Origin of the sequence: Thioclava sp. DLFJ4-1 (genome assembly GCF_002020145.1) — a bacterium.
Lineage (GTDB): Bacteria > Pseudomonadota > Alphaproteobacteria > Rhodobacterales > Rhodobacteraceae > Thioclava > Thioclava sediminum.
Map to the genome: position 1 here is coordinate 941,618 of NZ_MPZT01000001.1, position 13,725 is coordinate 955,342.

Genomic DNA, 13,725 nt, shown 5'->3' on the forward strand with positions numbered 1-13,725 from the left:
CCAACCACAAGGACTCCACCATGATTTTCGAAAATGCCCTCGGAGAGGGGCAATCCAACGAGCTCATTCTGAACCCGCATTACGACACCGCGAAAGGCTATGGCCCCAAGCAGGAAGCGGTTCTGAACGACGCGGCCTTCGATCTGGCCAAGCGCACGATTTCTTCGTGGGAGGGCTACGCGCCGACGCCCCTCGTCTCGCTGCCCGCAATGGCGGCCAAGGCGGGCGTGGCCGAGATCCAGTTCAAGGATGAGGGCGGGCGCTTCGGTCTGGGCAGCTTCAAAGCCCTGGGCGGCGCCTATGCGGTGCTGCGCCTTCTGGCCCGCGAGATCGCGAAGGCCAAGGACATTCCCGAACCCAGCGCCGAAGACATCGTGGCGGGCAAATATGCCGATATCGTCTCGCAACTGACCGTCTGCTGCGCCACGGACGGCAACCACGGGCGCTCGGTCGCATGGGGCGCGCAACGCTTCGGCTGCCGCTGTGTGATCTTCATCCATGCCACCGTCTCGGAGGGCCGCAAGGAAGCCATCGAGGCCTACGGGGCCGAGGTTCGCCGCTGCGCAGGCAATTACGACGACAGCGTCCGCGAGGCGCAGGAGACCGCAACCCGCGAAGGCTGGTTCGTCGTCTCCGACACCTCCTATCCGGGCTATACCGAGATCCCGAAAGACGTGATGCAGGGCTACGAGCTCATGGCGGCGGAAGCCGCCGATACGCTTGGCACCCCGCCCACCCATATCTTCATCCAGACCGGCGTCGGCGGGCTGGCTGCGGCGGTCGCGGCACAATTCGCGCGTCGTTACGGCCCCGAGGCGCCGCGCGTGATCCTCGCCGATCCCGACCAATCGGCCTGCTGGCTCGAGACGATCCGCGAAAGCAAACCCACCGCCGTCGAGGGCGATCTGGACACGCTGATGGCGGGTCTGGCCTGTGGCGAGGTCTCGCTGCTGGCGTGGGACGTGCTGGAGCCACTGACCTTCGCGGTGATGTCCGTCGCCGACCCCGATGCCGTTGCGGTGATGCGCGCGCTGGCCAATCCCGAGGGGGGCGATCCCCCGGTGGCCGCCGGAGAATCCGCCGTGGCGGGGCTCGCAGCCTTCCTCGCCGCCGCCGAGAACGGCGACGCGCGCTCAGCCCTCGGGATCGACGCAAAGTCCCGCATCCTGTGTTTCGGCACGGAAGGCGACACCGACGCTGCCCTGTTCAAAACCCTCGTCGGTCGCAGCGCCGCCGAAGTTCGGGGCGCGGCATGAGCATCGCAATTGACATCCGCCGCCTGATGGCGCGGCTGGAATGGCTGGGCAAGGTTGGCGCCCTGCCCGGTGGCGGCGTGAAGCGCCTCGCACTTTCCCCTGAAGACGCCGAAGGCCGTGATCTCGTGATGCGCTGGATGCGCGAGCTGGGCCTTGAGATCACCACGGACGTCATCGGCAATTGCTGGGGCATCCGCGCGGGCGAGGAAGACGGCCCGCCGGTTCTGATAGGCTCGCATATCGATACGGTCGCGACGGGCGGTCTCTATGACGGCAGCCTCGGTGTATTGGCCGGGCTGGAAGTGATCGAGGCGCTCAATGCGGCTGGCGCGCGCACCCGCCACCCCGTTGCGGTCGCGTTCTTCACCAATGAGGAAGGCGCGCGCTTCGCCCCCGACATGATGGGCTCGGGCGTGGCGCAAGGCGCGCTGCCGCTCGACGAGATGCTGGAGGTGGAAGGCATCGACGGGGTGCGCCTGCGCGATGCGCTCGCCGCCATCGATGCCGCAGGCCCCGCACCGGTCGGCGCGCTGAAGCCGCATAGCTATCTGGAGCTGCATATCGAACAGGGCCCGGTGCTGGAGACTGAAGAACTGCAGATCGGCGTCGTCACCGGCGTGCAGGGCATTTCCTGGACCGAGATCACCGTCACCGGCGCCTCCGCCCATGCGGGCACGACGCCGATGGCGCTGCGCCATGATGCAGGAGCCGTGGCGGCACGGATCGCGGTCGAGGCGCAGCAGATCGCCGCCGATCACGGTCCGCCACAGGTGGCGACCGTGGGGCGTATGCGGGTTTCTCCCGATCTGGTGAACGTGGTGCCGCAGGAAGCGGTGATGACCGTCGATCTGCGCCATACCGACGAGGCCACACTGCAGAAGGCCGAGACCCGGCTCTGGCGCGCCGCGCAGGATTTCGCACGCGCCGGGGGATGCGCGATCACGCGCCGGACGCTGGCCCGCTTCGAGCCGGTGGAGTTCGACCCCGCGCTGGTCGACAGCGTCGAGGCCGCCGCCCACGCCCGCGGGCTGGGCCATCGCCGGATGCCCTCGGGCGCGGGCCATGACGCGCAGATGTTCGCGCCCCATTGCCCCTCGGCCATGATCTTCGTGCCCTCGCAGGACGGGGTCAGCCACAACATTCACGAATATACCGCCCCCTCGGACATCGCGGGCGGGGCACAGGTGCTGATGGATGTCGTCTGCCAGCAGGCGGAGCTTCAGGACGCGCCCGAATTTCAAACGATCGAGACAGGACAATTGCCATGACCCGCAAATTCATTGCCGCCGCCGCACAGCTTGGACCGATTGCGCGTGACGAGCCGCGCGCCTCCGCCGTGGCGCGGATGCAGAAGCTTTTGATCGAAGCCCATCGGCGCGGCGCGGAACTGGTCGTCTTTCCCGAACTGGCGCTGACCACCTTCTTCCCGCGCTGGCTGATCGAGGACGAGGCGGAGCTCGACGCGTTCTACGAGACCGAGATGCCGAACGCGGAGGTGCAGCCGCTGTTCGACACTGCCCGCGACCTCGGCGTCGGCTTCTATCTCGGCTATGCGGAGATCGCCTACGAGAACGGCGAGAAGCGCCGGTTCAACACCTCGATCACCGTCGACACGACCGGTCAGATCATCGGCAAATATCGCAAGATCCACCTGCCCGGCCATCCGGAGTATGAAGACTGGCGCCCCTTCCAGCATCTGGAGAAGCGCTATTTCGAGCATGGCAATCTGGGTTTTGGCGTCTTCGACGGGTTCGGCGGCAAGCTGGGCATGTGCTTGTGCAACGACCGCCGCTGGCCCGAGACCTTCCGCGTGCTGGGTCTGCGCGGGGCGGAGCTGGTGATGCTGGGTTACAATACGCCGGTGCATTACCCGCTCGCGCCCGAGCATGACCATCTGCAGGACTTCCACAACCACCTGTCGATGCAGGCGGGGGCGTACGCGAACGGGTGCTGGGTGATCGGCACCGCGAAAGCGGGGCGCGAAGAAGGCTGCGACCTGATCGGCGGCACGTGCATCATTGCGCCCACCGGCGAGATCATCGCCAAGACCCAAGGGTTCGGCGATGAGCTGGCGATGGCCGAAATCGACCTCGACCGTTGCCGCGAGCTGCGTGAGAACGTCTTCAACTTCGCGCTTCACCGCGAGCCGGACGACTACCGCGACATCTGCGCGGGATAAGCAATGTTAAGTTGCGGGGTTACCGATCAGTGCAGCGGCGCATTCGAGGCCGCGAGCTGTTCCGCATAGGCGCCCCGAACCTTGAGCGACGACAGCATCGGCTGGGACTGCATGATGTATCCCTCGAGGAAGGTGACGAGGGCGATGCGCCACCGGCGTTCGATCTCGATATAGGGATCGGAGGTCGCGAAGGAACTCACGTTGACGGAGACCGAGAATTTCTGCGGGTCGAAAGTCGCGCGTTGGTCGAGCAATTCGGTGCGCAAGGCCGGGGTGAACACCTTTTCCGGCTGCGCCAGTGTCGCCAAGCCTTTCAAGTTGATCGAGTCCCCGAGAGCGTCACGGGTGTCGTCCTGGAAATTAAGGGAGAATTTGCCCACTTCAGCCACACCGCGCTCATCAAGCTTAACCAACAATTCAAGCGACACGTGTTTAACATTCATAATCAATACCTCCGTTGGACGCGAGTGGCTCCGAATGGACCTGTGCGGCTCGCCGACGAGGGCTGGATCACATGCAAGAGCGGCGATGTTGTGACTTGAATTGGGCAACTATGTCAAAGTTAGTTTCTGACGCTGCGTGACCTTTCGAGCTGACTAGTAGGCCTCCATCTACGGGGCCTGCCATCGAGAAATACCCTTGCGGCAATCTCCCGCTCATGTGCGCCGGGAAATCCCCTGCGTGGCGCCGCTGCGTCAGTGAGGCTAAATACATCCACAGCAACCAAAAAATCTTGCCGCGACCACGGTGCGGCTCAAATAGTTGAACTGGTCCGTTCACTTTGAGGACCCGAGTCGTTTTGAAAGGAACCCGACATGCAAAGCCCGATGAAGAAAAAAGCCGTACTCGCTCTGGTCGCATGCTGCGCCATGGGCATTCTGGCCGCCTGCGCCCAAACCGAGGGCACGGCGACTGCTGCAAACGTTCCGAACATGAAGGCGAACATCGAAAACCCGATGTAAGCGATCGGAGCCTTTTCGCAGTACCAAAGCCGACCCGCTACTGACGCGCCCTCTCGACATCCGCGAGGAGCGCGTCAGGAGCGATCCCGCGTTTTTCCGCACTGGCGCGGACGGCCTCCTGCAGTGACTTGCTACGGCTCAGCAGTCGACGGAACCGGGCTTCGTCCAATTCCAGAAGAGTCGACGGGGTGATCGCGCGCACTTCGGTCCTGCGCGTCCGTCTCATCAGGATCGACAGCTGGCCGAACATCTCGCCGCGACCCAGCCGCCACGTCTGGTTGGCCGCCTCAACCTCGACGGCCCCGGAGGCGATGAAGAACACGCTTTTCGCGACGCTTTCGCGACCGAGAATGACCTCCCCCGCATTGGCGTGCCGCGCCTTGAGCAACCGGCTCAATCGTTTCTGGTCCCGGGCATCGAGACCGGAGAACAGCGGAAATTGCCGCACGAGCTCGATGCGCCGCAGCGCGATATCGAGCTTGGGGCGATCCTCTGCGCGCGACCGCTTCTGCGCAAGGGCGGCCCGGAGCTTGGTGTAGACCTCATCGCCGATCAGGCCGTCTTCGCGCATCGTCTCGTATTCACGCTCCTCCAGCCGCAGCGCGGTCCGGCGAATGATGCGCCGTTCGAGCTCTTCGGCGTAGCCGGGATATTGCAGACGCAGCCCCTGCAGCGCGGTTTCGACGATTTCGATGCGGCGCGACAGCAGGTCAGAGAGCAGGTCGCTCACGCGCTTGCCATGAATGCGGCGGATGCGGCCGCTGATGAAGCCGCCGAGATCGCGCAGCACCAGACGCTGCGACAGGAGCATCTCGAACCGGTCCGCCGTCATCAGCGCGAGGGGGCGCGACAGGTGGAGGCGGCGATGCAGGATATTCGCGAAGCGGAAGCCGAAGCCATATTTGACGCTGCGCCGCGCGATCCGGTTATAGCCGTGCCGCCCGTCCGCGCGTGCGCCCTCGATGAGGCGGTCGGCGTTCGACAGAACCTGTTCGGCGATGCGAGAGGCGATCGTCCGCTCCCGCACCCGCATCAGGATGGTGTCGCGTTCATGGCCAGCGAGCGCGATGAGCCCCAGGGTAATGCGGTCGCGGTCGTGGATGTCCTGACTGTCATCGGCGGCCTTGACCGCGCCCTCCAGCCGGTCCCCGAACCGCTTGGCCTCGGAGCGGACGACGTCTCGGCTGAGTTCGTAGTTCTCGGTGGTCCGCGCGAGGTCTTCGCGCACTTTCTGCAGCGAGACGGCGACCACCTGGCGCGATAGCGCATCGTCGATCGGCGACAGCCGGTCGAGCCCCAGCCGACCGATGATCCAGCGCAGCGTGGTGCCCTGCCCGATCAGCGTGAACAGGGTGAAGCCGGTGGCGAGGATGCCGACCATGCGCTGAACCTCATCGGGGACGCGGAAACTCTCGGTCACCGCCAGCGCCAGCGCGAGGGTCACCGCCCCACGCAACCCGCCCCAGAGGATGGCGACCCGATAGGGCCGCTCGACCGTGGGCGAGACCCGCAGCGCCGTGAGAAGTGGCAGAAGCCCGAACAGGATCACCGCGCGCGCGAAAATGGACGCAAGGACCACGACACCGACGAGGGCGATATCCCCGATGCGGATTTCTTCGAGAAGTCTGGGAATCAACAGTGCCGCCAGGACGAAGATGAGGGCCCCCGCCCAATGCGCCAGGACGCCCCAGAGCTCGCGCAGATTGATCCAAGTCTGCGGTTGCAGGCGTCCGGGCCCGGTCAGGTTCAGCGTCAGACCGGCGGCGACCACCGCGATGACACCCGAGGCACCGATGCTTTGCTCCGCGCCGATATAGGCCAGGTAAGGCAGCGCGACCGAGATCGAGAGCTGGGCAAGCTCATGACGCCGGAAGAACGACATCATCCCGACGGCGATACGCGCGACCAGCCAGCCGGTGAACGCGCCGCCGAGGATGAGATACGGAAACCGGGCGAGCGCATCGCCCAGCTTCGGATCGGGCACGCCCATCATCACGAACCCCATGAAAAGCCCGAACAGCGCAATCGCCGCCGCATCGTTGAGCAGGCTTTCCCCTTCGATGATCCGCGACAGCCTGCGCGGGGCAGAGATCGAGCGGAAGATCGAGACGACGGCGGACGGGTCGGTCGTGGAGACGATCGCGCCGATGAGCAGGCACGCGGTGAGCGGGATCGAAGAGACCCAGGACAGCGCGTAACCGACGCTGAGGGTCGCCGCGACGACCGCCACCACCGCGAGCATCAGGATGGGAACCCAGTCGTCCAGCATCCTGCGCAGGTCCATGCCCAACGTCGCCTGAAACAGCAGCGTTGGCAGGAACACGTAGAGGAACACGTTCGAGCGGATCGGAAGGTTCAGGATCGCTTCCGCGACCGGATTGAGCGCGTCGGTCAGCTCGGTCCGGAGGAAAAACACAGCCGCCACACCGATGAGAATACCGATGCCCGCAAGGATCACGCTGAAGGGCAGACGCAGCCGCGCTGCCAATGGCTCCGCCACCCCGATGACGAGGAAAAGCGACGCGACAATCGTGGTGATGACGACGATATCCATTCAGTCGAAATACCACGTTGATCGGGGGACGCACGGGGAATTGAAAGGTTTGGACACTTTGCGATCGGGAGACAAGCACGCCCCCGCCGAGAGAGGTGGGGGCGCTTAATGGACGTTAAGTCAGATCAGGCGACGAGTTTCGCCGTCATCTCGACGAGGCGTTTCGCCTGATGGGCGATCGCGGCCTTGCCAGCCTCGTCGACGCCCCCGGCATTGGTCGAGAAGCCGTAGGGGTTGCCGCCCGCATTGAAGATCGCCTCGTCGGTATAGCCCGGCGGAACGATGACGCAGCCCCAATGCATGGCCGTGGTGTAGAGGCCGAGGATGGTCGCCTCCTGCCCGCCATGCGCGTTCTGCGCGCTCGTCGTCGCGGTGAAGGTCTTGTTGGCGAGCTTGCCCGCGCCCCAGAGACCGCCCAGCGTGTCGATGAAAGCGCGCATCTGGCTTGCGGAGACGCCGTAGCGGGTCGGCCCGGAGAAGAAATAGCCCTCGGCCCACTCCATATCGTCGGCGGTCACTTCCGGAATATCGCTCATCTTCTCGAGCTGGTTCTTCCAGGCGTCCTGCCCCTCGACGACGGCTTTCGGGGCGGTCTCGGGAATGCGACGCAGGCGCACTTCGGCTCCGGCAGCCTCAGCGGCTTCCGCAGCCGCCAGCGCGACGGCATGGTTGGTGCCATAGGTGGAATAAAAGACGATTGCGATCTTCGGTTGTGCCATTTCTATCTCCTGTGTTGGGAAGGGTCTGAGGGGCAACGGCGCCCTCAGCCGTGTTTGATGAACGTGCCGTTGTTGAGTTCAGTCAGCGCCTGACGCAGTTCGTCTTGCGTGTTCATGACGATGGGGCCGTGCCATGCGACGGGCTCCTGGATCGGGCGACCGGTCATCAGCAGGAAACGGAGACCTTCGTCCCCGGCCTGCACCGTGATCTCGTCGCCCGCGCCGAAGCGGACCAGCGTGCGGTTGCCGGTCATGTCGCGGATGTTCAGTTCCTGCCCGCGATACTCCTTCTCGACCTTGATGCCGACGGGATCGCTGGCGTCACGGAAGGTGCCGGAGCCTGCAAACACATAGGCGAGCGCATTGGAGTGCGTATCGACCGGCAGCACCTTGCGGCGTCCCGCGGGGATCGACACGTCGAGCAGCATGGGATTGGCGGCGATACCGTCGACCGGGCCGGTCTTGCCCCAGAACGAGCCGATGATGACCTTCACGGTCGTGCCGTCATCGTCGCCTTCGATCGGGATGTCGCTGCCGGTGATGTCCTGATAGCGCGGCGCCGTCATCTTGAGCGCGCCGGGCAGGTTGGCCCAAAGCTGGAACCCGTGCATCTGCCCCTTGGCATTGCCCGAGGGCATCTCCTGATGGACGATGCCGGACCCGGCGGTCATCCATTGCACGCTGCCCGCGCCGAGAAGACCGCGATTGCCGAGGGAATCCGCGTGCTCCACCTGGCCGTCGAGAACATAGGTAATCGTCTCGATGCCCCGATGCGGGTGCCACGGGAAGCCCTTGGAATAAAGGCGCGGATCGTCGTTGCGGAAATCGTCCATCATCAGGAACGGATCGGTCAGCGACGGATCGCCGAAGCCGAACACGCGATGAAGATGAACGCCAGCGCCTTCGAGCGCGGGTTGCGCTTGGCTGGTGGCCGAGACAGGTCGAAAGGTCATGGGAGCCTCCAAATATCGTTGGTGATAGTGTGGGGCTTCCCGTGGAAATTTGAATTAGCGAAGGTCCCGCATGTCCTGTGCGCAAGCGCGCAGACGGGCAAAGGTTCCGCAAAAAGAACCGGGCCACCCATGGGCAGCCCGGTCGTCTTTTGCCTTAGCTGATCCTCTCGGGATCAGATGTTACCCTTGGACAGCTCCCCGGCGATGAAATCCGCCTGCCGGATCGCGAGCGCCACGATGGTCAGCGTCGGGTTCTCCGCGGCCCCCGTCGTGAATTGCGAGCCGTCCGAGATGAACAGGTTCGGCACGTCATGGGTCTGGCCGTGCTTGTTCACCACCCCGTCGCGCGGGTTCTCGGACATCCGGTTGGTGCCGAGATTATGCGTCGACGGATAGGGCGGCGTCGGGAAGGTCCGGGTCGCACCCACCGCATCGTAGATCGCAGCGCCACGCGCATAGGCGTGATCGCGCATCGCCCGGTCGTTCGGGTGATCGGTGTAGTTCACATTCGCGACCGGCAGCCCGTAGGCATCCTCGACCTCGTGGTTGAGGGTGATGCGGTTGGTCTCCTGCGGCATGTCCTCGCCGACGATCCACATCCCGGCCATGTTCTCGTAGCTGTCGAGCGCCGAGGTGAACTCGCGCCCCCAGCCGCCCGGATCGAGGAAGGCCGCCATGAAGGGCAGACCGAGACTGAGCGTTTCCAGCTCATACCCGCCGACGAAGCCGCGCGAGGGATCGTGGCGCGCCTCGTCACGGACGATGCCCGCCATCGTCGTGCCACGCCACATCTTCACCGGCTTGTCGAAGACGCCATAGACCGAGCCCGTGGTGTGACGCATGTAGTTGCGCCCCACCTGCCCCGAGGAATTCGCAAGCCCGTCGGGGAACATCGCCGAATGCGAATTCAGGAGCACGCGCGGGCTCTCGATGGAGTTGCCCGCGACGCAGACGATCTTGGCCTTCTGCATCTGCAGATTGCCCTCCTTGTCGAAATACTCGACGCCGGAGGCCATGCCCTGATCGTCATGCAGGATGCGGGCGACGTGGCAGTGATCGCGCACCTCCAGATTGCCGGTCGCCTCGCCGCGCGGAATATCGGTGTAGGCCGACGACCACTTGGCGCCCCATTTGCAGCCCTGAAAACAGAAGCCCGTCTGCTGGCACGAAATCCGGTCGTCATAGTCGATCGAGTTGATCGCCATGTGCCCGGTATTCACTTCCTCGTAGCCAAGCGACTTCGCGCCTTTCTCCAGCACCTTGAAGTTGTTGTTGCCCGGCAGGCCCGGACGGTCGCCGGTGCGGGTCACGCCCAGCTTGGCCTCGGCCTTGTCGTAATAGGGCGCAAGCTCGGCCGGATCGATCGGCCAGTCGAGCAGGTTCGCCCCGTCGACATTGCCGTAATGGGTCTTCGTCTTGAACTCGTGGTCCTGAAAGCGAAGGCTCGCGCCGGCCCAGTGGATCGAGGTGCCGCCCACCGCCTTCACGATCCATGCAGGAAGCCCCGAGAAATCCTTCGCCACACGCCAGTCGCCGCTCGTGGTGCGCGGCTCGGTCCAGGCGAGCTGGCCGAAGCTTTCCCATTCGTCGTTGATGTAATCCTCGGGCAGATAGCGACCGCCCGCTTCGAGCGCCACGACCTTGACGCCCTTCTGCGCTAGCTCGTTTGCCAGCACGCCGCCGCCCGCGCCAGTGCCGATGATGACAACGACGCTGTCGTCGCTCAGATCAAATTTCGCAACCATGTCTGCCTCCCTTACAGCCAGTCGATGTCGTCAAAACCGCGGTTGATGTAGCCGCCCTTGGAATAGGACTCGCCCTCGTAGCCGAAGATCGGCCAGACCGCTTTCTGGTTGTAGAGACCTGTCACCAGTCCGCCCCGGATCTTCTGGAAGAAGGGGCTCTCCTCCATGCCCCGCAGGATCGCGACGCGATCCTTCTCCCAGCCCGTCTCGAGGTAATTCGCGAAACCCTTGCCGCGCGCCGCCGCATCGAGCGCGGCAATCCCCGCTTCGATTTCATCGGCCGTATCGGCAGTGTCGTAGCCCTTCACCGCGATGACATAATACTGGTCGTCGATCTTGTCGTGCGGGTAGATATCGCGCGCCATCTGCACGAGCGTCGCGAAGGTCGTGGGCTTGAGCGCCGAGAGCTCGGTGGCCCAGGCGGCATTGCGCGCCGCCATGAACCCCGAACCCACGACGAAGCTCGCCCCCGCCACGGTTGCCCGCGCCAGCAGCTGCCGTCTGGTCAGCCCTTTCGAGCTTGCCTTGGTTGCCATTGTCGTCTCCTCCCTGATGTCTCCCTTAGGAAAATCTCACTTGAAGCGGCCTTCGCGCGCGAGCACCTCGATCTGGTATCCGTCCGGATCGGCCACGAAAAAGAACTTCGCGACGACCTCCCCTGCCGGCGCGAATTCCACGAGTTTGCGAGGCGCGAGGCCCTCCGCCTCGAAGCGCTTGTGTTCGGCTTCGAGATCATCGACCGAGACCGCGAAATGGCCATAGCCATCGCCGAGGTCATAGGGCTCGGTCCGGCCCTTGTTGACGGTGAGTTCCAGTTCGAACTCGCTTTCGGGATTGCTCAGATAGACGAGCGTGAAATCCGGAAAGTCGAGACGGTCGGCGACCTTGAGGCCGAAAGCCTTGTCGTAAAACGCGACCGAGCGGTCCTCGTCGAGGACACGGATCATGGAATGAATGGATTTTGCCACCGGTTGCTCCCGCTGTAGTGCTGTCAGTTGTCCTGAGAGCCTAGCAGCGGGCCGCGGTGGGGCGGGTAGTAGGTCTATACTACCCCTGAAGAATGTTTGACGTCAGGCTTGCGCTTACTCTGCGGCGACCGCGAGCGGGGCACGATCGGTCGAGATTTCCATGAATTTCAGGCACGCACAGCGCAGCAGCGACGTGAAGTTCGACGGCTCCCCGCGCAGCTCCAGCACTTCCGCATGCAGCGTCGAGATAAAGGTCGGCGTGGACACCCCATCGCGCGCGGCGATCTCGTCGAGAATATCCCAGAATGCGTTCTCGAGCCGGATGCTCGTGCTCTGGCCGTTGAGCCGCAGCCTGCGCGTCTCGCTGGAATAGCGCTCCGGGTCCTGACCCGCAAAAACATGGCACATATCGTCTCTCCTCCCTCAGATCCGATTGCCGAGGCGAACCAAGATTCACCCGAGACTCAAGAATATGGTCAATCCGGGGCGGGTCAATCGTGTTGTGACAGGGGGTCTGGGCGCGTCGGGCTATGGGGTCGCCCCGAACCCTCCCACGAGGTCACGCACCACGCGCTCCGCCGCCGCCAGCGCGCCTTCCATGTAGCCGCCCATCTCGGGCGCGGTTTCCGAAGACGCGAAATGCACACGGCCCTCACGGAGCCCGCGCAGCACCGACGGCAGGCCGTAATCGGGGTGGAACCTGAGCGGTTCGAGATCGGCCTCCGTCGCCGTTTCGGGCGCGACGGCCCAATCTTCGAGCGCATAGGTCAGCGGCTTGGCCGCCTCCGGCCCGAATATCCGGCCAAGCTGCTCGAGGGCGGCAGCTTTGACCACTTCTTCCTGCCCGATCCGCGCCCGCGCCGGCACGCCCAGAAAGCCGAACAGCGCAGCGGGCGCGCCGTCTGGCCCGGACGCATCATGGATTTCCGCCAGAGGGCCGCGCTGGCTCATCGCATCGCCCGACAGCCCGGCCTCGCGCCAGAACGGTCGCTCGTAGAGAGCGACGAATTTCGCGTGCCCCGCCATCCAAGTAGGGATCGCGCGGAGCGCCTGCATCTGCGCCTCGCTCAACTGCGGCGCGAAAGACATCTGCGCCGCAACGCGGGGCGGCACGGCCAGCACGACATGCTCCGCCTCGCAGGCCCGACCGTCCTCAAGCGTGACCGAGGGCCCTGCCCCGATTTCGACAACGCGCGATCCGGGATGAAGCTGCGCGGGGGGAAGCTCAGCGGCAAGCGCATTGGTCAGCGCAACCATCCCGCCTTCGAGACGCCACGACCCCGCCATGCTGGCAAAGCCCATATTGCGGTGAACCTCGCCGCTCGCATCTTCCAGCGACACCGCGCCGCGCGCGAACTGCTCGAACTTGCGCAGGTTCAGCGCCTCGGTGAGCGCGGCGATCCGGGGCTGGCCGGGCCAGAACCATGATGGGCCAAGATCGACCCTGCCCGTTGCGGTCTCAAGCGCCTTGATCCGACCGCCAAAGCGCGGTCGCGCCTCGAACAGCTCGAAAGAGACCCCGCGCGCGTGCAGATGCCGCGCGAGCGCCAAGCCCGCGAGCCCGCCGCCCACGATCGCGACCTGCGTTTTCATGGAAGCCTCGTCATTGTGAGAGATCGTTTCCCGTCACTGATCCGGCGCGGCAACAAAGCGCAGATGCCCCGTCTTGATCCAGAACTCGGCGCCGCCCGACCCGGCCTGAACCTGCAGCGGCTGCCCGTCAGGCAAGCGCAACCACGATCCCTTGCGCAGGTCATCGCCGCCTTCGGACAGCGTTCCGCCTAGCACGAGCAACTCCATCCCGCCCGGATCATCTAGCGACAGGGTCGCATCCGGCGCGAGCCGGTAGAAGCGGACAATCTCCCGCGCATCGCGATGAAGTTCAGCGCATTCGACGCCCTCGCCGGTCTGTGCCAGATCGGCCCGGATATCCTTGTGAAACTGATTGCGGTCGTCCGGGTCGAACTGCCAGAGCTTCACGAAGATCGTGCAGCCACCTTCCGATCCCGGCCGGTGCCGGGTCTGCGGTGGATTGCGCACGTAAGTCCCCGCCGGATAATCGCCGCTCTCATCCTGGAACACGCCTTCGAGCACGAGATATTCCTCGCCGCCGCCATGCGTATGCGCCGAGAAACTGTGCCCCGGGGCGAAGCGCACGATGCTCGTCGCCCGCGCCACCTCGTCGCCGATCCGGTCGAGCATCCGCCGCTCGACACCCGCCGACGGCGAGCCGTGCCACTCGAGCGTGTCGGAATGAACGAGCACACGCTCCGAGAATTCCGCGTTGATTTCCATCTGTCCTCCGAAATACTTGGCCCAACCCGGGTTGGACTGTCGCACCGCCCCTAAGCCGCGCGTAATTCGGAGCTATGCTCGGAAGGCAGAATTT

At 64.6% G+C, this 13,725-nt stretch carries 14 protein-coding genes; 4 read left to right on the forward strand and 10 right to left on the reverse strand.

Annotated features, from left to right (window positions below):
* Positions 1–20: 20 nt before the first annotated feature.
* Genes BMI85_RS04250 through BMI85_RS04260 form a run of 3 tightly spaced genes read left to right on the forward strand, consistent with a single transcriptional unit; the run spans position 21 to position 3,435 of the window.
* The gene (locus BMI85_RS04250) at positions 21–1,256 is read left to right on the forward strand and encodes a diaminopropionate ammonia-lyase (RefSeq protein WP_078599900.1); all 1,236 of its coding nucleotides are present in this window, start codon (positions 21–23) and stop codon (positions 1,254–1,256) included.
* A complete protein-coding gene (locus BMI85_RS04255) occupies positions 1,253–2,524 on the forward strand; it encodes a Zn-dependent hydrolase (protein WP_078599614.1) in 1,272 nt (423 codons plus the stop codon). Before BMI85_RS04250 ends, BMI85_RS04255 begins: the two co-directional genes overlap by 4 nt.
* Complete coding sequence (locus BMI85_RS04260; protein WP_078599615.1) at positions 2,521–3,435, forward strand: N-carbamoyl-D-amino-acid hydrolase; 915 nt, start codon at positions 2,521–2,523, stop codon at positions 3,433–3,435. The genes BMI85_RS04255 and BMI85_RS04260 overlap by 4 nt, the downstream gene beginning before the upstream one ends.
* Positions 3,436–3,461: 26 nt before the next feature.
* Here BMI85_RS04260 and BMI85_RS04265 read toward each other — a convergent pair whose 3' ends face one another.
* Positions 3,462–3,878 carry a hypothetical protein gene (locus BMI85_RS04265; RefSeq protein ID WP_078599616.1) on the reverse strand — a complete coding sequence of 139 codons (417 nt, stop codon included), beginning with the start codon at positions 3,876–3,878 and terminating at the stop codon, positions 3,462–3,464.
* A 372-nt stretch (positions 3,879–4,250) separates the two neighbouring features.
* Here BMI85_RS04265 and BMI85_RS21340 point away from each other — a divergent pair, with 372 nt between their 5' ends.
* Positions 4,251–4,397: a hypothetical protein gene (locus BMI85_RS21340; protein ID WP_158522086.1), complete on the forward strand. Its 147-nt coding sequence runs from the start codon at positions 4,251–4,253 to the stop codon at positions 4,395–4,397.
* A 37-nt stretch (positions 4,398–4,434) separates the two neighbouring features.
* On the opposite strand, the gene BMI85_RS04270 is transcribed toward BMI85_RS21340, so the two are convergent.
* From BMI85_RS04270 to BMI85_RS04310, 9 genes are all read right to left on the reverse strand, one after another.
* Positions 4,435–6,951: a cation:proton antiporter gene (locus BMI85_RS04270; protein ID WP_078599617.1), complete on the reverse strand. Its 2,517-nt coding sequence runs from the start codon at positions 6,949–6,951 to the stop codon at positions 4,435–4,437.
* 125 nt (positions 6,952–7,076) lie between these two features.
* On the reverse strand, positions 7,077–7,670 hold the full coding sequence (wrbA, locus tag BMI85_RS04275; protein ID WP_078599618.1) for an NAD(P)H:quinone oxidoreductase: 594 nt from the start codon (positions 7,668–7,670) through the stop codon (positions 7,077–7,079).
* 44 nt (positions 7,671–7,714) lie between these two features.
* Positions 7,715–8,623, reverse strand: a complete 909-nt coding sequence (locus tag BMI85_RS04280) for a pirin family protein (RefSeq protein ID WP_078539920.1) — start codon at positions 8,621–8,623, stop codon at positions 7,715–7,717.
* Between the two features lie 173 nt (positions 8,624–8,796).
* A complete protein-coding gene (locus BMI85_RS04285; RefSeq protein WP_078599619.1) occupies positions 8,797–10,368 on the reverse strand; it encodes a GMC family oxidoreductase in 1,572 nt (523 codons plus the stop codon).
* An 11-nt stretch (positions 10,369–10,379) separates the two neighbouring features.
* Positions 10,380–10,904, reverse strand: a complete 525-nt coding sequence (locus BMI85_RS04290) for a Twin-arginine translocation pathway signal (RefSeq protein WP_078599620.1) — start codon at positions 10,902–10,904, stop codon at positions 10,380–10,382.
* Positions 10,905–10,940: 36 nt separating this feature from the next.
* Positions 10,941–11,336, reverse strand: a complete 396-nt coding sequence (locus BMI85_RS04295; RefSeq protein ID WP_078545828.1) for a VOC family protein — start codon at positions 11,334–11,336, stop codon at positions 10,941–10,943.
* Positions 11,337–11,450: 114 nt separating this feature from the next.
* Complete coding sequence (locus BMI85_RS04300; protein ID WP_078530393.1) at positions 11,451–11,744, reverse strand: ribbon-helix-helix domain-containing protein; 294 nt, start codon at positions 11,742–11,744, stop codon at positions 11,451–11,453.
* A gap of 120 nt (positions 11,745–11,864) precedes the next feature.
* Complete coding sequence (locus BMI85_RS04305; protein WP_078599621.1) at positions 11,865–12,929, reverse strand: FAD-dependent oxidoreductase; 1,065 nt, start codon at positions 12,927–12,929, stop codon at positions 11,865–11,867.
* Positions 12,930–12,962: 33 nt separating this feature from the next.
* Complete coding sequence (locus BMI85_RS04310; protein ID WP_078599622.1) at positions 12,963–13,631, reverse strand: cupin domain-containing protein; 669 nt, start codon at positions 13,629–13,631, stop codon at positions 12,963–12,965.
* Positions 13,632–13,725 lie beyond the last annotated feature (94 nt).

What these genes read in the sequence shown, in the direction of transcription:
- BMI85_RS04250 (WP_078599900.1), top strand. Translation starts at nt 21, where the DNA reads ATGATTTTCGAAAATGCCCTCGGAGAGGGGCAATCCAACGAGCTCATT.
- BMI85_RS04255 (WP_078599614.1), top strand. Translation starts at nt 1,253, where the DNA reads ATGAGCATCGCAATTGACATCCGCCGCCTGATGGCGCGGCTGGAATGG.
- BMI85_RS04260 (WP_078599615.1), top strand. Translation starts at nt 2,521, where the DNA reads ATGACCCGCAAATTCATTGCCGCCGCCGCACAGCTTGGACCGATTGCG.
- BMI85_RS04265 (WP_078599616.1), bottom strand. Translation starts at nt 3,878, where the DNA reads ATGAATGTTAAACACGTGTCGCTTGAATTGTTGGTTAAGCTTGATGAG.
- BMI85_RS21340 (WP_158522086.1), top strand. Translation starts at nt 4,251, where the DNA reads ATGCAAAGCCCGATGAAGAAAAAAGCCGTACTCGCTCTGGTCGCATGC.
- BMI85_RS04270 (WP_078599617.1), bottom strand. Translation starts at nt 6,951, where the DNA reads ATGGATATCGTCGTCATCACCACGATTGTCGCGTCGCTTTTCCTCGTC.
- wrbA (WP_078599618.1), bottom strand. Translation starts at nt 7,670, where the DNA reads ATGGCACAACCGAAGATCGCAATCGTCTTTTATTCCACCTATGGCACC.
- BMI85_RS04280 (WP_078539920.1), bottom strand. Translation starts at nt 8,623, where the DNA reads ATGACCTTTCGACCTGTCTCGGCCACCAGCCAAGCGCAACCCGCGCTC.
- BMI85_RS04285 (WP_078599619.1), bottom strand. Translation starts at nt 10,368, where the DNA reads ATGGTTGCGAAATTTGATCTGAGCGACGACAGCGTCGTTGTCATCATC.
- BMI85_RS04290 (WP_078599620.1), bottom strand. Translation starts at nt 10,904, where the DNA reads ATGGCAACCAAGGCAAGCTCGAAAGGGCTGACCAGACGGCAGCTGCTG.
- BMI85_RS04300 (WP_078530393.1), bottom strand. Translation starts at nt 11,744, where the DNA reads ATGTGCCATGTTTTTGCGGGTCAGGACCCGGAGCGCTATTCCAGCGAG.
- BMI85_RS04305 (WP_078599621.1), bottom strand. Translation starts at nt 12,929, where the DNA reads ATGAAAACGCAGGTCGCGATCGTGGGCGGCGGGCTCGCGGGCTTGGCG.
- BMI85_RS04310 (WP_078599622.1), bottom strand. Translation starts at nt 13,631, where the DNA reads ATGGAAATCAACGCGGAATTCTCGGAGCGTGTGCTCGTTCATTCCGAC.